Annotated in this window: 20 protein-coding genes; 10 read left to right on the top strand and 10 right to left on the bottom strand. The window is 60.7% G+C overall.

Features of this window, described 5'->3' with window-relative positions:
• The 5 genes from E8M77_RS15695 (at window position 1) to hemH (ending at window position 6,783) form a co-directional block, all read left to right on the top strand.
• Window positions 1–1,221 (top strand): hypothetical protein, encoded by a 1,221-nt coding sequence (locus E8M77_RS15695; protein ID WP_137131566.1) that lies wholly within the window; start codon window positions 1–3, stop codon window positions 1,219–1,221.
• 168 nt (window positions 1,222–1,389) lie between these two features.
• Window positions 1,390–2,841 carry a homospermidine synthase gene (locus tag E8M77_RS15690; RefSeq protein WP_137131565.1) on the top strand — a complete coding sequence of 484 codons (1,452 nt, stop codon included), beginning with the start codon at window positions 1,390–1,392 and terminating at the stop codon, window positions 2,839–2,841.
• Between the two features lie 137 nt (window positions 2,842–2,978).
• Window positions 2,979–3,341, top strand: coding sequence for an outer membrane lipoprotein Omp10 (gene omp10, locus E8M77_RS15685; RefSeq protein ID WP_137131564.1), 363 nt, complete (start codon window positions 2,979–2,981; stop codon window positions 3,339–3,341).
• A gap of 267 nt (window positions 3,342–3,608) precedes the next feature.
• The gene (locus E8M77_RS15680; protein ID WP_137131780.1) at window positions 3,609–5,600 is read left to right on the top strand and encodes a 5'-nucleotidase C-terminal domain-containing protein; all 1,992 of its coding nucleotides are present in this window, start codon (window positions 3,609–3,611) and stop codon (window positions 5,598–5,600) included.
• 145 nt (window positions 5,601–5,745) lie between these two features.
• Window positions 5,746–6,783, top strand: a complete 1,038-nt coding sequence (gene hemH, locus E8M77_RS15675; RefSeq protein ID WP_137131563.1) for a ferrochelatase — start codon at window positions 5,746–5,748, stop codon at window positions 6,781–6,783.
• A 47-nt stretch (window positions 6,784–6,830) separates the two neighbouring features.
• Here hemH and E8M77_RS15670 read toward each other — a convergent pair whose 3' ends face one another.
• The 4 genes from E8M77_RS15670 to queC form a co-directional block, all read right to left on the bottom strand.
• Entirely contained in the window at window positions 6,831–7,595 is a 765-nt protein-coding gene (locus E8M77_RS15670; RefSeq protein ID WP_137131562.1) for an MBL fold metallo-hydrolase, read from the bottom strand.
• Between the two features lie 75 nt (window positions 7,596–7,670).
• A complete protein-coding gene (gene queE / locus E8M77_RS15665) occupies window positions 7,671–8,426 on the bottom strand; it encodes a 7-carboxy-7-deazaguanine synthase QueE (protein ID WP_246659299.1) in 756 nt (251 codons plus the stop codon).
• Window positions 8,405–8,761, bottom strand: coding sequence for a 6-carboxytetrahydropterin synthase QueD (queD, locus tag E8M77_RS15660; RefSeq protein ID WP_137131560.1), 357 nt, complete (start codon window positions 8,759–8,761; stop codon window positions 8,405–8,407). The genes queE and queD overlap by 22 nt, the downstream gene beginning before the upstream one ends.
• Before the next feature lie 4 nt (window positions 8,762–8,765).
• On the bottom strand, window positions 8,766–9,473 hold the full coding sequence (gene queC, locus E8M77_RS15655; protein WP_137131559.1) for a 7-cyano-7-deazaguanine synthase QueC: 708 nt from the start codon (window positions 9,471–9,473) through the stop codon (window positions 8,766–8,768).
• A gap of 174 nt (window positions 9,474–9,647) precedes the next feature.
• Between queC and E8M77_RS15650 the strand changes: the two genes are divergently transcribed.
• Both E8M77_RS15650 and E8M77_RS15645 read left to right on the top strand, forming a co-directional pair.
• Window positions 9,648–10,655, top strand: coding sequence for an SPFH domain-containing protein (locus E8M77_RS15650; protein WP_137131558.1), 1,008 nt, complete (start codon window positions 9,648–9,650; stop codon window positions 10,653–10,655).
• 1 nt (window position 10,656) lies between these two features.
• Window positions 10,657–11,118, top strand: coding sequence for an NfeD family protein (locus tag E8M77_RS15645; protein ID WP_137131557.1), 462 nt, complete (start codon window positions 10,657–10,659; stop codon window positions 11,116–11,118).
• Between the two features lie 12 nt (window positions 11,119–11,130).
• Here E8M77_RS15645 and E8M77_RS15640 read toward each other — a convergent pair whose 3' ends face one another.
• Window positions 11,131–12,114: a KpsF/GutQ family sugar-phosphate isomerase gene (locus E8M77_RS15640; protein WP_137131779.1), complete on the bottom strand. Its 984-nt coding sequence runs from the start codon at window positions 12,112–12,114 to the stop codon at window positions 11,131–11,133.
• Window positions 12,115–12,261: 147 nt separating this feature from the next.
• On the opposite strand from E8M77_RS15640, the gene E8M77_RS15635 reads away from it, so the two are divergent.
• Window positions 12,262–13,788, top strand: coding sequence for an outer membrane beta-barrel protein (locus tag E8M77_RS15635; RefSeq protein WP_137131556.1), 1,527 nt, complete (start codon window positions 12,262–12,264; stop codon window positions 13,786–13,788).
• A gap of 73 nt (window positions 13,789–13,861) precedes the next feature.
• On the opposite strand, the gene galU is transcribed toward E8M77_RS15635, so the two are convergent.
• Window positions 13,862–14,746: a UTP--glucose-1-phosphate uridylyltransferase GalU gene (galU, locus tag E8M77_RS15630; protein ID WP_137131555.1), complete on the bottom strand. Its 885-nt coding sequence runs from the start codon at window positions 14,744–14,746 to the stop codon at window positions 13,862–13,864.
• Window positions 14,747–14,950: 204 nt separating this feature from the next.
• Here galU and E8M77_RS15625 point away from each other — a divergent pair, with 204 nt between their 5' ends.
• Both E8M77_RS15625 and E8M77_RS15620 read left to right on the top strand, forming a co-directional pair.
• Window positions 14,951–16,165 (top strand): lytic murein transglycosylase, encoded by a 1,215-nt coding sequence (locus tag E8M77_RS15625; RefSeq protein ID WP_137131554.1) that lies wholly within the window; start codon window positions 14,951–14,953, stop codon window positions 16,163–16,165.
• 53 nt (window positions 16,166–16,218) lie between these two features.
• On the top strand, window positions 16,219–17,403 hold the full coding sequence (locus E8M77_RS15620) for a DUF459 domain-containing protein (RefSeq protein ID WP_137131553.1): 1,185 nt from the start codon (window positions 16,219–16,221) through the stop codon (window positions 17,401–17,403).
• 13 nt (window positions 17,404–17,416) lie between these two features.
• Here the strand turns inward: E8M77_RS15620 and E8M77_RS15615 are convergent, their stop codons facing one another.
• From E8M77_RS15615 to E8M77_RS15600, 4 genes are all read right to left on the bottom strand, one after another.
• Window positions 17,417–18,004 carry a nucleoside 2-deoxyribosyltransferase gene (locus E8M77_RS15615; protein ID WP_137131552.1) on the bottom strand — a complete coding sequence of 196 codons (588 nt, stop codon included), beginning with the start codon at window positions 18,002–18,004 and terminating at the stop codon, window positions 17,417–17,419.
• A 73-nt stretch (window positions 18,005–18,077) separates the two neighbouring features.
• A complete protein-coding gene (locus E8M77_RS15610; protein WP_137131551.1) occupies window positions 18,078–19,532 on the bottom strand; it encodes a glutamate synthase subunit beta in 1,455 nt (484 codons plus the stop codon).
• A 24-nt stretch (window positions 19,533–19,556) separates the two neighbouring features.
• Window positions 19,557–19,955 (bottom strand): type II toxin-antitoxin system VapC family toxin, encoded by a 399-nt coding sequence (locus tag E8M77_RS15605; protein ID WP_137131550.1) that lies wholly within the window; start codon window positions 19,953–19,955, stop codon window positions 19,557–19,559.
• Entirely contained in the window at window positions 19,952–20,254 is a 303-nt protein-coding gene (locus tag E8M77_RS15600; protein ID WP_137131549.1) for an AbrB/MazE/SpoVT family DNA-binding domain-containing protein, read from the bottom strand. The genes E8M77_RS15605 and E8M77_RS15600 overlap by 4 nt, the downstream gene beginning before the upstream one ends.
• Window positions 20,255–20,276: the final 22 nt, after the last annotated feature.

The following is a 20,276-nucleotide window of genomic DNA, read 5'->3' as shown; positions in this document are numbered from 1 at the left end:
ATGCTTACATTTGGATCGTCGGCAAGCCGTCTCGGCACGAAACAGGCAGTCATTATTGCGCTCTGCATCACGATGGCGAGTTGGCCCACAGCCGCCTGCGCGCATGTGAAATGGTTTCAACCCTATGATCTGTCCGTGGCGCCGGTCTCGCCGCTGGACTTCATGGCGAACTGGCCCTGGCTGGTCGGTTTCGCCTTGAGCCTGCCGGCGCTGTGGCTGTGCATCGGCTTTGATGTCGCCCACAAGGGCATGGCGCTGCCGACAGCGCTGACGAACGAGCCATTCATCGTGGCCGATCGGCTGATTCGCGTCGCACTTGGCGTCTGGCTGTCCTGGCTCTGGCTTCTGCCCGCCCCGATCTGGCTGACGCCGGAACTGTTTGCCCAAAACCCTTCCCTGCAATGGCTTCAACTGCTGCTGGCGCTGACATGCCTCAGCCGGCAGACAACCTGGCTGGCCGGAGCTGGCCTGATCTGTCTCTGGACAGGGGCGGCACGACAATATGGCATCTACCATCTGCTCGACTATCCGCTGTTCTTCGGCATCGCCTTTTACGTCATCGGAATCAGCGTCGACTATCTCGGCATCAGGCGGCTGAACTGGCTTGCCAAAGACAGGCTGGGCGTTCTTGCCCTTTTCATGTCCTGGACATTGATGTGGGCGGCCATCGAAAAATGGGCCTATGCCAGCTGGTCGATACCGCTCCTGGCCAAGTTTCCACATCTCTCCATGGGCATGCCGCCGGAAGTTTTCCTCAATTTTGCCGGCTGGGTGGAATTTGGCGCGGCCGCCATGCTTCTGCTGGGCGGCAAGGCATCCAGCCGGGCCTCGGCCGTGGTGCTCGCCTTTATCTTCCTCGGCGCCGTCGTGGATTTCGGCCGCGTGGATCTCGTCGGCCACATGCCCATCATCGCCGCGCTCGGCATCACCGTGGTGTTCGGCAATGGTCGCATCGGCGCCCTTGCAAGCCTGCCGTCGCACTCGCTTGCAGCGCGGGCCTTGCTGCTTCCGCTGATCTATTATGTTGCGCTGGCGTTCTTCATGCTGATCTATGTCGGTTTCTGGTATCTTGCCTATACTGACTGCATTGCGGTCGCCGCTTCCAATCCAGTCGAAAGCCTGTGGCTGGCGCTGATCTCTGCGGGCCTCGTCATGACCATGCTTGGCCTGTTCCGGCATCTGCGCAGACAGCAGGTCGGGCAGAACCGGGTGGCCATCTGATCGGAGGCGGCGGGTGCCAAGCACTCGCCAGCACGCACTTGCCGGAAGGACGGTCTTTATTCTGTCGTGGAATTGTGATCTAGGGCGCAAACGGTCCCGGCAAGCTTTTCAGACAAAGCTTTGCGGACATCAGAGCCGCGCGCAGCCGCCCTTCTAAGGAGATACGCAATGACCACGCAGACCTATCCGGTTTATGGCGAAATCACCGGCCCGATCGTAATGATCGGCTTCGGTTCGATCGGGCGCGGTACGCTGCCGCTGATCGAGCGCCATTTCAAATTCGACAAGAGCCGGATGGTCGTCATCGACCCGCGCGAGGAGCCCTCCGACATGGAGATCCTGGCCAAGCATGGCGTGCGTCACATCAAGGCGCATGTGACCAAGGAAAACTACAAAGAACTGCTGAAGCCGCTTCTGACCGAAGGCGAAGGCCAGGGTTTCTGCGTCAACCTCTCGGTTGATACGGGCTCGCTCGACCTGATGAAGCTCTGCCGCAAGCTGGACGTGCTCTATATCGATACCGTCGTCGAACCCTGGCTCGGCTTCTACTTCGACAAGAGCATGAAGAATTCCGAGCGCACCAATTACGCGCTGCGCGAAACCGTACGGGCTGAAAAGCGCAAGAACCCCGGCGGCACGACGGCCGTGTCCACCTGCGGCGCCAATCCGGGCATGGTGTCCTGGTTCGTCAAGCAGGCGCTCGTCAACCTGGCCACAGACACCGGCCTGAAGTTCGAAGAGCCCGACCAGAACGACCGCGAAGGCTGGGCCAAGCTGATGAAGAAGCTCGGCGTCAAGGGCATCCACATTGCCGAACGCGACACGCAGCTGACCAAGCACCCCAAGCCCCTCAATGTGTTCTGGAACACCTGGTCGGTCGAAGGCTTCATTTCGGAAGGCCTGCAGCCAGCCGAACTCGGCTGGGGCACCCATGAGAACTGGATGCCGAAGAACGCCAAGAAGCACAAGAAGGGCTGCAAGGCAGCCATCTATCTGGAACAGCCCGGCGCCAATACCCGCGTTCGCACCTGGTGCCCGACACCCGGCCCGCAATACGGCTTCCTCGTCACCCACAACGAATCCATCTCGATTGCCGATTATTTCACGGTCGAGAAGGATGGCGAAGTCGTCTATCGCCCGACCTGCCATTACGCCTACCATCCCGCCAATGATGCCGTGCTGTCGCTGCACGAAATGTTCGGCAATGGCGGCACAGCACAGCCGGTCCTGCACGTTCTCGACGAACATGAGCTGGAAGAGGGTATCGACGAACTCGGCGTGCTGCTCTACGGCCACGAAAAGAACGCCTACTGGTATGGCTCACGCCTTTCGCTGGAAGAAACCCGTCGCATCGCGCCCTATCAGAACGCCACGGGCCTGCAGGTAACCTCTGCCGTGCTCGCCGGCATGGTCTGGGCCATCGAGAACCCGAAGGCCGGTATCGTCGAAGCCGACGAAGTCGATTACAAGCGCTGCCTGGAAGTTCAGTCCCCTTATCTTGGCCCGGTCGAAGGCCATTATACGGACTGGACGCCGCTTGATGGCCGTCCGGGCCTCTTCCCGGAAGAGCTGGACGAGAAGGACCCCTGGCAGTTCAAGAATATTCTGGTACGCACCTGATCGGATTTCAGCCCGCATAACGAAGCTTTGCGGGGAAAACAGGCAAGGCGGACTGTCAATGTGTCCGCCTTGCATTAGATGGGGGTTCGCGCCATCGTTATTTTAGAGATTGGCGAGCGAATCGCGGGAGACAGACTATGAAGATCAAGGGAGCCCTGGCGGTTGTTGCCGCTGCAATGCTGACGGCCTGCGTTTCATCGCCGGGACCGCGCATTGCCCCACCACCCCCGCAGCCGCAGGGCGTCGAAGGCAGCTGGGTCGATCCGAACGGCATCGTATCCACCTTCCAGGGCGGCACGTTCAACACCCGCGCGACCGATACCAACGCACTTCTGGCCAGCGGCACCTATACCAATGTGTCGCCCACGCTGGTCGAGATCAACATGACCTCGATTGTTCGCCAGACCCAATCACGCGTCAACTGCGCCATGGTCTCGCCCTCGCAGCTCAACTGCACGGCCGATAGCGGCTCGCAATTCTCACTGACACGGCGCATCTGACCATTCAGCTTGCTCATCTCTCCTGAAACCCCGCTCCGGCGGGGTTTTGCATATCTGGACCAAGCACGCCGGGAGCGACCGGGCAGGCTGAAATAATTCTGCAGCCACAGCTTGTGTGGATAGAGCGCGGCACGCCTGTCATATTTCGCTTGAAGTCGCTCTTCCTTGATGGAAACATGCCAAGTGGAATGACTGTCACAATCCATAATTAAAAACAGGCGGAACAAGGCGGCGCAAACCGTCGCCTGAACAACAGGAGTTACGATGATGATCAGACGCGTGGGTTTAAGTGTAGTCGCAGCGACGACGTTCGCCCTGTCCGCCGGGGTGGCCTTTGCCGACTACAAGCTCGACATCCTGCACATCAACGATCTGCATTCGCGCATCGAGGCGATCAACAAGTCCGACGCCACGTGTTCGCAGAAGGAAGCCGATGCCAATGAATGCTTCGGCGGCATTGCGCGCGTCAAAAGCGCTATCGATGGTTTCCGCGCGGCCAATAGCGGCGCCAATATCTTGGTTCTCGATGCCGGCGACCAGTTCCAGGGATCGCTCTACTATTCGACCTTCAAGAGCGCCCCGGTTGCCGACTTCATGAACGGCATCGGCTTTGATGCCATGGCAATCGGCAACCACGAATTCGACGACGGCCCGGAAGAGCTGAACAAATTTATTGCGGCGCTGAAGTTCCCGATCATTTCCGGCAACACGATTGCCAAGAAGGGCACTTTGCTCGACGGCAAGTATAAGGGCTATGTGGTCAAGGAGATCGGCGGCCAGAAGGTGGGTGTCGTCTCGGTTCTGGCAACCGATAGCGGCGAGACCTCTTCACCTGGCCCGGATATCTCGTTTGAAGACGAAATCACCTATCTGCGCTCGGCCGTGAAGGACCTGCAGGCCCAGGGCGTCAACAAGATCGTTGCGTTGACACATGTCGGGTATAACAAGGACAAGGAAATCGCAGCAGCCGTCGATGGTCTCGACGTGGTGGTCGGCGGCCACAGCCACACCTACCTGTCCTCGACAGACCCGAAGTCCTCCGGTCCCTATCCGACCATGGTGAAGAACCCGGCAGGCGTCGAAATTCCGGTCGTCACGGCCTATGCCTATTCCAAATATCTCGGCGAACTGACGGTCACCTTCGACGACAATGGCGTGGTGAAATCGGCAACCGGCGGGCCGAAGCTTCTCGATGCATCGGTGAAGCCGGACGAAGCCTATGTGGCCAAGGTGAAGGAACTCGGCGCGCCGCTGGAAGAATTGAAGAAGAAGGTTGTCGGCACGTCTGAAGGCGATATCAACGGCGACCGCAAGGTATGCCGTGCACTGGAATGCTCGATGGGCAATCTCGTTGCCGACGCCTCGCTCGCCCGTGTCAAGGAACAGGGCATCACGATCGCCATCGTCAATGGCGGGGGCCTGCGTGCCTCCATCGACCAGGGCGATGTGACAATGGGCGAAGTTCTGACGGTCCTGCCGTTCCAGAACACGATCGCAACCTTCCAGATCAAGGGTGCCGATCTGAAGGCGGCCCTTGAAAACGGTGTCAGCCAGATCGAGGACGGCGCAGGCCGCTTCGTGCAGGTGGGCGGCATGACCTATGCCTTCGACCGTTCCAAGCCGGTCGGCAGCCGCGTCAGCGACGTGATGGTCAAGGAAGGCACGGGCTTCGTGGCGCTCGATCCGGCCAAGACCTATGGCGTCGTGACCAACAATTATGTGCGCGGCGGCGGCGACGGCTTCAAGATGTTCGCCACCAATGCGGTGAACCCTTATGACTTCGGGCCGAACCTGGAACAGGCCGTGGCCGATTACATCAGCGCCAATTCGCCCTACAAGCCCTATACGGACGGTCGCATCAAGGACCTGACGCCGGCTGGCTATGTGGCTCCGCCGAAGGCTCCGGCACCGGCTGCCGCTGCCCCCGCAGCCGCTCCGGCAGCCCCGGCTGTTGCTGCAGCACCTGCACCTGCACCTGCACCCGCAGCACCGGCAGTCGCTCCTGCTCCTGCAGCGCCGGCAGCGCCAGCCGCACCGGTTGTGGCCGCAGCGCCTGCCGCCCCCGCCCCGGTAGCGCCTGCCGCTCCGGCTCCGGCCGGCCCGACCAAGCATATCGTGCTCAAGGGTGAATCGCTGTGGAAGATCGCCGAAACAGCCTATGGCGACGGTGAACAGTGGACCAAGATTGCCAAGGCAAACACGCTGCGCAATCCCAATGTGATCGCCGTTGGCGCCGAACTGCTGCTGCCGGCCAAGTAAGCCGCAGCATCAGGGACCATTTGTCACGACAAAGGACAACGGTCCGGGCTTTCCCGGGCCGTTTTTTGTTTCTACAGAGAACTGAACGGTTCCGGCCTGCGTAGCCGGACTTGGACCTTCACGCATTTTTCCGGGAAATTTATTGATGTCGAATGCCCCCGTCTCTCATCTGCCGCCCGATCACCCACCCGTTCGTTTCGGCAAGGTCGGTGTTCTCATCGTCAATCTCGGCACACCGGACGGCACCGACTACTGGTCGATGCGCCGCTATCTGGCGGAATTCCTGACCGACAAACGCGTCATCGAATGGTCGCGGCTGTTCTGGTATCCGATCCTCTATGGCATCGTCTTGAACAAGCGTCCGCAGAAGGTCGGCGAGGCCTATAAGAGCATCTGGAACAAGGATCTCGACGAGAGCTATCTGCGCACCTATACGCGCAACCAGGCGGAAATCCTGGCGGAACGCTTCAAGGACATGCCGCATGTGCATGTCGATTGGGCCATGCGTTACGGCCAGCCAGCCATCCAGGCCAAGATGGAAGAAATGCAGAAGGCCGGCTGCGAGAAGATCCTGCTCTTCCCGCTCTATCCGCAATATGCGGCGGCAACGACCGCCACGGTCAATGACGAGGCCTTCAAGGCGCTGTTGAAGATGCGCTGGCAGCCGGCGCTTCGCACCGTGCCGCGCTATCATGACGATCCGGTCTATATCGATGCGTTGGCCTGTTCGATCGAAAAGCACCTGGCGACGCTGGATTGGGAGCCTGAACTCGTCATCACCTCCTATCACGGCATCCCGATGTCCTATTTCAACAAGGGCGACCCCTATCACTGCCAGTGCTACAAGACGACGCGCCTGCTGCGCGACCGTCTGGGCTGGGAAAAGGATAGGATGATGCTGACCTTCCAGTCACGGTTCGGGCCGGAAGAATGGCTGCAGCCCTATACCGACAAGACCGTGGAAAAGCTCGCCAAGGACGGCGTCAAGCGCATCGCCATTCTCAATCCCGGCTTCGTCTCCGATTGCCTGGAAACGCTGGAAGAAATCGCCGTGGAAGCCGGCGAGGATTTCCTGCACAATGGCGGCGAGAAGTTTTCGCATATCCCCTGCCTGAACGACAGCGAGGACGGCATGCGCGTACTGGAACACATCACCCGCCGCGAACTGATGGGCTGGGTGTAAATCGGAAATGGCGGCGCCGTTCCGACCGGCGCCGCTTTCATCCTGCCTCAGATCTCGAAACTGATCGCCTCACCGTCCTGCGGAATGACAAGTCTGTCCACGCCAATCCTGGCGGCATTGGCTGCGGCGCGCAGATCGTCACGGCTGACGCTGGCATGGTCCAGCGCCTCCATATGCGTGGCAACGACAATCGCGCCGGCATTCGCCGCCAGAGCGGCGTTCGCGAGATGAACCGTCTCAGCCGCATCCATGACGATCAGATCATCATCCCAGAGCGCACCGCAGGAATGGCTGACGGTGATATCCGGCCTGTCGCAGCGGATCCTCTGCAAAACCGGCGGGTAAAGCACCGTATCGCCGGCCCAGTAGAGGCTTGGCTCTTTCGGGCTGGAGATCAAAACGCCCATGACCTTGCCCATGATTTCGACCACCGGCCCCAGCCCATGGCTTGCCTCGCAGCGCGTGAAGCGAATGCCCTGCCAGTCGATCTCATCGGCAAGCGGCGTCACATCCGTGAACCCCGCTTTGGCAATCTCGCCCTCATCGCCCGGCTGGCAGAGAATGGGCAGGTCCTTGGGTACAAGCGCCTTGGCGACACTATCGAAATGGTCCGAATGCAGGTGCGAAACAATGACCAATTCGACGCCATCGAGGATGTCTGGAACCGGCAACGGCAGATCGACCAGCGGATTGGCAGAGCGGCCTGTATAGGATGGCAAGCTATGGCGCGGCGCAAAATAGGGGTCGATCAGGATGCAGCGCCCCGCATAGTGAAGCTTCAGCGTGGCATTGCGGATCAATTGCAGCTTCATCGGGGCGCCTCGTCGGGATCATCTGCCGAAATTCGCGCAGGATGCGCTGATGGTCCAATCAGAGGTTTGAATGGATCATACCCCGCGCCGGTTGCCCCAGAGCAGTACATGCAGTTGCGGCAAAACGGTTGCGGAAAACCAGCCATCGGCGATCACCCGGTCAACCAGCCAATGCATGCGCTCCATGATGCCGTCGAGATCGATCACGGCGTCGTCGGCCTCCGGCGGCGGTGGCGTGTGGTTGCCGGGCTGGAGATAGACCGGCAGGCCCGGATGCAGGCTTGCCACCCTGCCGGCAAAGGCATAGTCGGCCTCGTCGAAAATGACGAATTTCAGCACGATGCGCGGCTTTTCCCCCGCCATCGCCAGACAGTCGGCAAGGGCTGCAAAATCCGTCTTCATGCCGCTGGATGGCGGCTTGGGCGACAGAACCAGCACGTCGAGATCGGCAAACCAGGGTTTTGCAATCGAGCCCTGCGTTTCCAGCGCAAAACGATAGCCGAGGCCATGGCCATGCGCGATGAGGTCTCCGAGCGGCTGAATGGCCGGATTGCCGCCCGACAGGGAGACGGTGAGCGGCCGGCCAGAGGACAAGGCACGGACGTCCGCCCAGATCGCCTCGACGCTCATCGGCTTCCAGTCAGCGCGGAAGCGGCTTTCCACCGCATGCAGGCTGTCGCACCACGAACAGCGGTAATCGCAGCCGCCGGTGCGCACGAAAACAGTCGGCTGGCCAATCAGCACGCCCTCGCCCTGAATGGTCGGCCCGAAAATCTCGCTGATGCGGATCAGCGAGGTCTCGTTCACGCTCACGGTCGGTACTCCGCCCAGGTCTTCGGCGTCTCGCTGACCTTCACGGCAGAGGTTTCGGGAAAGCGCTGCTTGCACCAGTCGTAGAAATGGCGGGCGAGATTTTCCGCCGTAGACATGGACGTGCCCATCACATCGTTCAGGTGACGATGGTCGAACTCATCATCGATATAGGTCTTCAGCACTTTCAGCTCGTGATAATCGCGCACGAAGCCATCGCTGTTCAGCGCCTCGCCGGCAAGCTCCACGACGACGATGTAATTATGGCCATGCAGGCGGGCGCACTGGTGGTCATCGGGCAAATGCGTCAGCTGGTGCGAAGCGGAAAAGTGAAATTCCTTGGTGATCCTGAACATGGCGTCACACCGCCTCGGCCTTGAAGCCGACCGTGGCGGCCTTCCAGAAATCCGGGTCCTCGTAATGTGTCGGATCCTCGACGCCGGCCAGGAAGAAGGCCTCGCGACGCTCCACGCAGGTGCCGCAACGCCCGCAATGATGCTGCCCGCCTTTGTAGCAGGACCAGGTCTCGGCGAAGGAGGCGCCAAGCCTTGCCCCTTCGGTGACGATATCGGCCTTGGAGATCCGCACGAAGGGCGCATACAGCACCACGTCCGCATAGCCTTCCAGCGCATGGTCCTGCATCACCTGGAAACTGTCGATGAAACCCGGCCGGCAGTCTGGATAGATGAAGTGATCGCCGCCATGCACGGCAACGGCCACGGCGTCTGCCTTGCGGGCAGCAGCAAGCCCGAAGGCGATGGACAGCATGATGGCATTGCGGTTGGGCACCACCGTCACCTTCATCGTATCCTCGGCATAGTGCCCGTCCGGCACATCGAGATCATCGGTGAGTGCCGAACCTGTCAGGTGACGGCCAATGCCGGAAATGTCGATCACATCATGCGGCACGCCGAGACGGGCGGCAGCTCGGGCGGCGAAATCCAGCTCCTTTTTATGGCGCTGGCCATAGTCGAAGGAAATCAGGCCGATCAACTGGTGTTCCGCGGCCACCTTTTCGGCAAGCGTCACGGAATCGAGTCCGCCGGAGCAGACGACGAGTATCTTCATGGGTCAGGGTCCTTGTTTTTACCGGGTAGGCTGCGACCGGTGGTTCTAAGGCGGGCCTGATAACCGAAAATGCACCGCGACGCAAACGCAACGCATGGCCACGGCCACTGGCATCATGTGCCTGCGTAACCTACATGAGGGCGAGCATCACCCATCTTCAAGGAGAAGAGGCACATGGATCTGTCCGGCTTCGATATCGTCGTCATTGCACTTGTGGTCTTCGTCATCCTTGTGCTGTTTGCCGGGATCAAGACCGTGCCGCAGGGCTACCGCTACACGGTGGAGCGTTTCGGCCGCTATACGCGCACGCTCGATCCGGGCCTCAACCTGATCATCCCCTTCATCGACAAGCTGGGTGCCAAGATGAATGTGATGGAGCAGGTGCTGGACGTGCCGACGCAGGAGGTCATCACCAAGGACAATGCCAGCGTCTCGGCCGATGCGGTCGCCTTCTACCAGGTCCTCAATCCGGCGCAGGCCGCCTATCAGATTTCCAACCTGGAAAATGCCATCCAGAACCTCACCATGACCAATATCCGCTCGGTCATGGGCTCGATGGATCTCGATGAGCTTCTGTCGAACCGCGAAGTCATCAACGAACGACTGCTGCGCGTGGTGGATGATGCGGTCGGCCCCTGGGGTATCAAGGTCACCCGCGTCGAGATCAAGGATATCCAGCCGCCGCGCGATCTGGTTGAATCCATGGGCCGGCAGATGAAGGCGGAGCGTGAAAAGCGCGCCCAGGTGCTGGAGGCCGAAGGTTCGCGCAATGCGCAGATCCTGCGCGCCGAAGGCGCCAAGCAGGCCGCCGTGCTGAAGGCCGAGGGCGACCGCGAAGCCGCCTTCCGCGAGGCAGAAGCCCGTGAGCGTCTGGCCGAAGCGGAAGCCAAGGCGACGCAGATGGTGTCGGACGCGATTGCCGCCGGCAATGTCAACGCCATCAACTATTTCGTCGCCCAGAAATACACCGAAGCCATGGCAGCGATCGGCACATCCAGCAATTCTAAGATCGTGCTGATGCCGATGGAAGCCTCGGCGCTTATCGGATCGCTCGGCGGCATCGGTGCGATTGCCCGCGAAGTCTTCGGTGATAATGGCGATGCAGCAGCCGGTTCCGTACGCCGCGTCACCCCTGCCCGGTCAACGCCAACCGTCAAGCCCTTCACAACGCCGGAGAGCTGACATGCTGGTGAACCTCCTCGCCGGGCTTGGGCCCTGGAGCTGGCTGATCCTCGGCCTTGTGCTTCTGGCGGCAGAACTTGCCGCACCCGGCAATTTCCTGATCTGGATAGGGCTTGCAGCCCTGGTGATGGGCGGCGCCTCGCTGGCGCTGTGGGACATGGCCTTCTGGGGCTGGCATGTGCAACTGGTGCTGTTTGCCGTACTTTCCATCGCCATGACGCTTACCGGCCGCCACTTTTTCGGTGGCCGGGATATCACCACCGACGAACCGCTGCTCAACCAGCGGGGTCAGAGTCTTGTCGGGCGCACGGCAACGCTGGTGGAGCCCATCCGCGAGGGACGCGGACGCATCCGGCTGGATGATACCTGGTGGTCGGTCTCCGGCCCGGATCTGCCGGCCGGCATGCGGGTGCGGGTTGCTGTGTGGGATGGCAACGAGCTGATTGTCGAACCCGTCGCCTGAGACAGGTGCGTATCAGGCGACGCCGATGCGCAGCAGATCGTGGAAGTGAATGAGGCCGACAGGCCGCTTTGTCTCATCAACAATGACCAATGCTTCGATGCTGTGCTTGTTGATCATCGCCAAAGCAGTCGTTGCCAAGGTGTCCGGCGGCACCGTTTTCGGCGTCCGCGTCATGACGTCATCGACAGTCAAAGCTCCCAGATTCCGGGTGAGATTTCGTGAGAGATCGCCAGCGGTCATGATGCCGGCGATCCTACCATCCCCGTCCGCTACGATAACGCAACCAAAGCGCTTGTGCGACAGAACTTGAACGGCTTCCTGCATGGACGTGCCGCAAGGCACCAACGGCAGGCGGTCGCCGGTGTGCATGATGTCCTTCACATGGATAAGGCTGGCACCCAGCTTGCCACCCGGATGGAAGACGTGGAAATCATGGGCGGTAAAGCCGCGTGCCTCGAGGAGCGCAATCGCTAGCGCATCGCCCATGGCCAGCTGCATCATGGTGGATGTCGTGGGCGCCAGCCCATGCGGACAGGCTTCCTGCTCATTGGGCAGCAGCAGAACGAGGTCCGATGCCTTGGCCAGCGACGAATCCGGCGCGCAGGTGAGCGAGATCAGCGGAATGGAAAACCGCCGCGTATAGGCAAGAATGCTGCGCAGTTCGGCGCTTTCGCCGCCCTTCGACAGCGCGATCACCAGATCATTGGCGGCGATCATGCCGAGATCGCCATGATTGGCTTCCGCCGCATGCACGAAGGAGGCCGGCGTGCCGGTGGAGGCGAAGGTGGCAGCCAGCTTGACGCCGATATGCCCGCTTTTGCCGACGCCGGTCAGGATGACGCGCCCGGTAATGCCGGAAATCATCTCGACGGCGCGGCGCATCGGTTCGCCAAGCCCGTTCTGAAGCGCCGCTTCCAGCGCTGCAAGTCCGGCCTTTTCCAAAGCGATGGTCTTCAGGGCAGAACGAACGGCATCCGCTTCGACATTGGTGTTCATGACTGTGTTTGTATCCATGCCTGAAATTATCCTGCGCTGTGTTCGAAGTCCATGCGCCGCCAAGTGCGTTGACACCGCATTCTCAATCAATCGTTAACCAGCCTGCTTTACCTTTGGGTAAGCAATTCACCATGCCAGGCAGGCGCAATGACGATCTCCTTACCCAACGGCGGTTTTTCGACCCGACGTGACGCGCGGCTTGCGCTCCTCGTTGCATCGGTCGTCATCCTGCTGCCGACCGGTGCGCAGGCGCAAAGCCCGGCAACGGAGACCACTGCGCAAGCCAGCCCCTTTGCCACAAGGGCAGCGACAAGCGGGACAACGACAAGCGCAGCTGCGGCAGACAACGAAACCGATGTCACCAGCGATGCCGCTAGCACAGAGCTGAGCCCGGAGCAAAGCGCAAACGCTGCCAGCAACACCGCCCTGCGTGGTGGCATGCTGCAAGGCGAGACGCTGAATGCCGTGGACGGCTTTGAAGCCGACGATATTAACCAGTTGATCGAACCCGCAGATACGGCCATCGAGCCCGGCGAAGAACCGCTTGGCAGAACCGATGACGGCATGGGCGTGCGCATCGGCACCTTCACCCTGCGCCCCACGGTCAACCAGAGCATTAATTCGGAACGCACGAAAAGCGGCACCACCACATCCAGCCGCAGCTATCTGGCCACCACCGGCAATGCGACGCTGACCTCCGACTGGTCGCGCCATGCGCTGACGGTGACCGGACAGGGCACTTATGAACGCAATCTGAGCGGCAACCGCGCAACGGAACCGCAGGCAAACATCAACGCCGATCTGCGGCTCGACCTTTCCGACGAGACGATCGTCAACCTGACGACCGGCTATGCTTTCGAGCGCGAAGACGCCAACGATCCGAACGCCATTTCCTCTGCCAGCACCCAGGCCGGTGTCGATCGCTATACGGCGGGCGCAGCCGTTACCCGTGATCTCGGCCTGTTGCGCGGCACGGCAGCGCTTGCCGCCACCCGCGTTGCCTATGGCAGTGCAAGGCTTTCCGATGGCAGCAACCTCAGCCTCAGCGACCGTGATCGCACCGCCGTCGAAGGGCGCGTGCGCCTCGGTTACGAACTGTCGCCGGCGCTCATTCCCTTCATCGAGGCAACGATCGGCCAGTCGAATTACGACGAGGAACGCGACGCGTCGGGCTATGCGCGCTCATCCAAGAGCTATGGCGGGCGCACCGGCTTGCAATTTGATTTCGGCGAAAAGCTGCGCGGCGAACTGGGCCTCGGCTATGCCACCGTCAATTACGAGGACGCGCGGCTCTCCTCCATTGAGGCCTTTACCACCGATGGCACGCTCGTCTGGTCGCCGCATCGCGGCACGGAAGTAGATGCCGGACTGCGCACCACCATTCAGGATTCGACGACGCCCGGTTCCAGCGGCTGGGTGGAATATCAGCTGAGCACCGGGGTCAGCCAGCAATTGCTGAACGATCTCACCGGCCGGCTCAACGGTTCGACCACGCTTCGCGACTTTCCCGCAACGGCAAGCGAAACCGACTGGCAGCTCGGGGCCGGTCTCGTGTGGACCATCAACCGCTATTTCGACGTGACCGCAACGGTTGGCTACGAGCATACTGATGTGGCCGGCGGCACGGACAGCAACCTGGTACGGGCGGGACTCGGTCTCAGCCTGCGCCGCTGATCTCAGACTCCACAAAAAAGCCTCGCAGATTCTCGCCTGCGAGGCTTTTCGTTTTTACACGGTGCAGTGAAGCTCAGAGCTTCGAGGTGATCGCCTTCAGCGGACCTTCGATCAGCGGGCGGATATCGTCGCGCTTCAGGGCGAAGGCGAGATTGGCCAGGATGAAGCCATCCTTGGCGCCGCAGTCATAGGTTTCGCCCTTGAAGTGGTAGGCGGAGAAATCCTGGCTCTTGGCCAGCGCCAGCATGCCGTCGGTCAGCTGGATTTCGTTGCCGGCGCCGCGCTCCTGGGTTTCCAGGATCTTGAAGATTTCCGGCTGCAGGATGTAGCGGCCATTGATGAAAAAGTTCGACGGGGCAGTGCCCTTGGCCGGTTTTTCGATCATCTGGGTGATCTTGAAGCCTTCCTCGCCAACCTTGTCGCCAACGCCGACAATACCATACTTGTGTGCCAGGGCCGGATCGCATTCTTCCACGGCCAGAACATTGCCGCCGGTCTTGTCATAGACCTCGACCATGCCCTTCAGGCAGCTCTTTTCCGATGACATGATCATGTCGGGGAGGAGAACGGCAAACGGCTCATTGCCAACAATATCACGGGCGCACCAGACGGCGTGGCCGAGACCGAGCGGAACCTGCTGGCGCGTGAAGCTCGCCGTGCCGGCAGTCGGCAGAAGATCGGCGAGAAGCGTCAGTTCGGCATTCTTGTTGCGCTCGCGCAGCATCTGCTCGAGTTCGAACTGGATGTCGAAATAGTCTTCGATGACACCCTTCCCACGGCCGGTAACGAAAACGAAATGCTCGATGCCGGCTTCCGCTGCTTCATCGACGACATACTGAATGACCGGCTTGTCGACGACGGTCAGCATTTCCTTCGGAACCGCCTTGGTTGCCGGAAGGAAGCGTGTACCCAAACCAGCGACGGGGAATACGGCCTTACGAATCTTCTGTTGTCCCACTCATGCCTCCTAGAGCACTTACATTCATTGCGGTGCACTGCATCGCTTATTGAATAATCACTACCATCTCACAAACAATGACAGAAGCGTGTCCTTATGGTAAAGAATTTGTTGACACTGTCGGCTTACCCTGTGGCGTAGCCAGGGCGTCGTTCCCGATCCTGGCATATTTGAGACCGGACAGCACAAGGGAAACGGCTGCTGATGACAATTCTTCGCAACCATCGCTTCGCCCTCGCCACCATCGCCACAATGATGGTTGTGACTTCGGCGATAGATGCCCGAGCAGATGCGAGTTTCAAGTCGTGGGTCTCCAAATTCTACCAGTCCGCTGCCGAAAACGGTATCAGCCGCTCGACCTATGAGCAGGCATTTGCTGGCGTTACCGCGCCGGACAAAGAAGTTCTGGACAAGGCCAACTTCCAGCCAGAGTTCAAGTCGCAGATCTGGGACTATCTCGATTCGCGGGTAAACCCCTATACTGTCCGCATTGGCCGCGAGATGCTGGCGCGTCACGGGCGCACACTAAATGCGCTCGAAAAGCATTTTGGCGTCGACAAGCATATCCTGCTCGCCATCTGGTCCATGGAATCCAATTATGGTGCAGTTCTGGTCAAGCACGACCGGCTGCATCACGTGCCGCAGGCGCTGGCGACACTGGCCTGGGGTGATCCCAAGCGTGCCAAATTTGCCCGCACGCAGCTGATCGCAGCTTTGAAAATCCTGCAGAGGGGCGATGTGACACCGAGCCACCTGACCGGGTCCTGGGCCGGCGCCATGGGCCACACACAATTCATCCCGACCAGCTACCTGCTCTATGCCGTCGATGCGGATGGCGATGGAAAGCGCGATATCTGGACATCGATCCCGGATGCGCTGGCAACGGCTGCCAATCTTCTGGCCGAGAACGGCTGGCAGACGGGGCATAGCTGGGGCTATGAAGCGGTTCTGCCGGCGGGTGCGGCGCGCTATGCCGGCCAGACGAAGACGCTGGCCCAATGGGCAGCGCTGGGCTTCACGCGACCAAACGGCAAGAAATTTCCGCGCCAGGGCGACCGGGCCGAGTTGAAGCTGATGGCCGGCGCCGGTGGCCCTGCCTTCCTGATGACCAAGAATTTCTTCGTCATCAAGCGATATAATGCGGCCGACAGCTATGCGCTCGGCGTCGGACTTCTGGCCGATGAAATCGCCGGCGTCGGCGGCATGACGCAATCCTGGCCGCGGCCGAACGGCACGCTGGACATCAAGGAAAAATTCGAGCTGCAAAGCCGCATGAAGGCCCTCGGCTATTATGATGGCGAGATCGACGGCAATTTCGGCTCAGGGTCCAAGGCCGCCATCAGTGCCCTGCAGACACGACTTGGCATGCAAAGTGATGGCGAACCGTCGAAATCGCTGTTGCACGCCCTGCGCAAATGACATTGGAGTGTCGCGCGCCAGATGGCAGCGGCATAAGGGAGGCCACGGCAGGCATGGTGAAGGCGAAAGCACGGCGCAGCCTTGTCGCGGTCTGCGTTCTGTTGGTCCTGCAGGGGCACACAGCGCCGGCGCTTGCGCAGGAAAGGCGCACGCTTCTCGACCTGATGTTTGGTGACCGCCGTGCCCAGCAGCCACCGCCACGCCGGTCGATCATCGACATCCAGCCGCCCCGCCAGCGCAACCGCGAGCCGGATGCCGTCACGCCTCTGCCGCGGCGATTGCCTACCGCACCCTCGGCGCCGGTCGCAGCCGCCCCGCCGATTGCCGCCGACAAGATGGAAAACGCCCGCAAGATCCTCGTCATCGGCGATTTTACCGCGTCAGGCCTTGCAACTGGCCTTTCTGCCGCCTTTGCCGAAGATCCGACCGTGGCCATTCTGGAAAACGGGTCCGGCTCCTCCGGCCTCGTGCGACAGGATTTCTACGATTGGCCGCGCGAGTTGCGCCAGCTTCTGGACGCAGAGAAGCCGGCCATGGTCGTGGTAATGATCGGCGCCAATGACCGCCAGGCCATGAGCATAGGCGATATCCGCGAAAAATTTCGCACCGAGGCCTGGCTGAAAGAATACGAGGCGCGCGTGGCGCAACTGGCGCTGATCGTTATAGAACGCAAGCTGCCGCTTCTCTGGGTCGGATTGCCGGCCTTCCAGTCGCCATCACTGACGGCCGATGCCGTGACCCTCAACGGCATCTACCGGCAGACGGTCGAAAAGACGGGCGGTGAATTCGTCGACATCTGGGATGGCTTTGTCGATGAAGGCGGGCAGTTCATCGTCACCGGCTCGGATATCAACGGCCAGCAGGTGCGCCTACGTGGCGCGGACGGTCTGGGTTTCACCGAGGCCGGCAAGCGCAAGCTCGCCTTCTACGTGGAAAAGCTCGCCCGCCGTTATCTGGGAGATCTCGGCATAAGCGAGCTGATCCGCCTCGATGCCGGCAATCTGCCGCTTCTCTCCAGCCTGCCGCCGGAGGCCGAGGCCAATGTTCCGAGCCAGCCGATCAGCCTCTCAGATCCGGAACTCGATGGCGGCAAGGATCTGCTGGGTGCCGCCGGCCCGGCGAGCATACCCACGGACACGCCGCGCAGCCTGCTGTTGACGAAAGGCGCCATGGCCGAAGCGCCGATCGGCCGGGTGGACTATTACCGCGCCGACACGACCGGCGCGACACCGCAGTAAAGCGACTGGCAATTCAAGCCGAGAGGGCAGGCTTTGCCTTGCCGGAGGCGAGAACCGACAGGCATTCTTCAAATGCCGTAAGGTCGGTATAGAGCGCATCCATAGCCGCCGCATGCACGGCAATATGCCCGCCACGACGCTCGATCCCGCCATGCAGCATCAGGTTTTCGATCATGTCGAAATCTTCAAGCGACAGGCCGTCGGGACCACGCTTGCGGCCATCGGCACCCTCGCGGATATCGCCCTCATAAAAATCGCGGGTGCGGGCGAAATGGTTGGCAGTCATGTTGGTATAGGCGGCAACGCGCTTGCCCTGAGCGCACATATAGCCAAGCTCGAAGGCCGTGCCAACATCGGCCGCGATCCCGCGAAACGGCGTGAGATTGGCAATCACCCCATCAGCGCGGTTCATCATGTCCTCGTCTACGCCGCTGATCTTCAGGCCGAATTCATGGCGGGTCGGTGCCGGCTCGATCGATATGTCACCGGGGCAGATCGGCTCAAAGCCATAGGCGCGGGTCATCGCCGCCTTGGCATCGAGAATTTCGCGGGCATTGGGTAGAAAAACCTCCGGCCCGGCAAGATAGAGTTTCAACGACATGGCCGGGTATCCGGTAAATGAAAGGGGAAAAAAGATCAGCCCGGCGAACCGGGCTGACAGGTGGGGAAACGGATCAGGCGGGCAGAACGGTGGCGCCCATCAGCGCCTCGTCGATGGCGCGGGCCACCTGGCGACCTTCACGGATTGCCCAGACGACCAGCGACTGGCCACGGCGCACGTCACCGGCAGCCCAGAGCTTGTCAACGGAGGTCTTGTAGTCGCGCTCATTGGCGATGACATTGGTGGAACCGCGGCGATCGACATTGAGCGCCAGCTTGCCTTCCATCTCGGTCAGCACGCCTTCCTTGGCAGGACCCGAAAAGCCAATGGCGATGAAGGCCAGATCAGCCTTGATGATGAAATCCGTGCCGGCAATCGGCTTGCGGCGCTCATCCACCTGGCAGCAGCGCACGCCGGTCAGTTGACCGTCTTCGCCGACAAATTCCAGCGTCGCAACCTGGAATTCGCGGTTTGCGCCTTCGGCCTGGCTGGAGGAGGTGCGCATCTTCGTGGCCCAGAACGGCCAGACGGCGAGCTTGTCTTCCTTCTCGGGCGGCATGGGGCGAATGTCGAGCTGCGTCACCTTGACGGCGCCCTGACGGAAGGCAGTGCCGACGCAGTCGGATGCCGTATCGCCACCGCCGACGACGACGACGTGCTTCGCACCGGCCAGGATCGGCTCCGAGGGCCAGCCGACGCTGTCGATGTTTTCGCGGCCGACGCGGCGGTTCTGCTGCACCAGATAGGGCATGGCATCATAGACGCCGTGCAGATCGACACCGGGAATGCCGGCCGGGCGCGGGGTTTCCGAGCCGCCGCAATAGACAACCGCATCATGCGCATCCAGAAGCTGCTGCATGGGCATATCGACGCCGATATTGACACCGCAATGGAAGGTGACGCCTTCGCCGGTGATCTGCTCGACGCGGCGGTCGATGAAGTTCTTCTCCATCTTGAAATCCGGGATGCCATAGCGCAGCAACCCGCCGGGCTTGCTCTCGCGCTCGAAGACATGCACTTCATGGCCGGCGCGGCCAAGCTGCTGGGCAGCCGCAAGGCCGGCGGGGCCTGAGCCGATGACGGCAACGCGCTTGCCGGTCTTCACGGTGGCCGGCTGCGGCGCGATGAAGCCCAGTTCGTAAGCCTTGTCGGCAATAGCCTGCTCGACGGTCTTGATGGCGACCGGCGCATCTTCCAGGTTCAGCGTGCAGGCCTCCTCGCACGGAGCGGGACAGACACGGCCGGTGAATTCCGGGAAATTGTTGGTGGAATGGAGGTTGCGGATCGCCTCTTCCCACTTGTTGTTATAGACGAGATCGTTCCAGTCCGGGATCTGGTTATGCACCGGGCAGCCGGTCGGGCCATGGCAATAGGGGATGCCACAGTCCATGCAGCGCGCTGCCTGCTTGGTGACTTCGGCATCCGACATCGGGATGGCGAATTCGCGGAAATGGCGAATGCGGTCGGAGGCCGGCTGGTATTTTGCCACCTGCCGGTCGATTTCGAGGAAACCCGTTACCTTGCCCATGTCTTCAACCCTCAATCTCCGCCGCTAGCGCAGCCAGTTTTCAACTCTCAATCCCGGCACGCGGGAAAACTCTCTTTCATTGTCCGTTACAAGCACTGCGTCTAGGGCGAGTGCATGTGCCGCTATCAGCATATCCATGTCACCGATCGGCTGCCCACTTCGGCTCAGGCTGTTTCTGAGCGAGGCATAGTGAACATCGGCCGGCGCTTCCCAGGGCAGCACCTCAAATTCGGCCAACACTGTCTCGATGACCCGTGTCAGACGTTCGGAGCCTTTCTTGGCTGCCCCATATCTCAGTTCGGCGGCGACGATCAGGCTGGTTCTCAGTTCACCATCCTTGAGCGCGGCCACTCTTTTGGCAGTCTGACCATCCGGGTTTCGGATAAATTCCGAAATGGCGTTGGTGTCGAACAGGTAACTCATTTCGGAAGGTCCAGATCAATCTCCCGAACAGGCAGATCCTCGATCTCCGGAAAATCCTCGCCCAGTGGCTCCGCTTTCCTCAGCCATTCGATCAATCCGCCAGGTGAAAGTTTTTGCCTGGCGGGTTGAATGGTTATGACGCCATCAACCTCCTGACGGATTACAACTTCATCTCCGCTGAGATCGAAATCGCTCGGTATCCGGACAGCTCGGCTTCTGCCGTTCATAAATATCTTCGCCCTACGCTCCTTTGGGACTGGATACATGATCATCTCCGCCTTGTGATATGACGACGTCATATCACAAGACCTTCAAGAGCAA

It is taken from the genome of Rhizobium sp. FY34, from assembly GCF_005222845.1.
Lineage (GTDB): Bacteria > Pseudomonadota > Alphaproteobacteria > Rhizobiales > Rhizobiaceae > Neorhizobium.
This window is presented reverse-complemented; position numbering and strand designations above follow the sequence as displayed.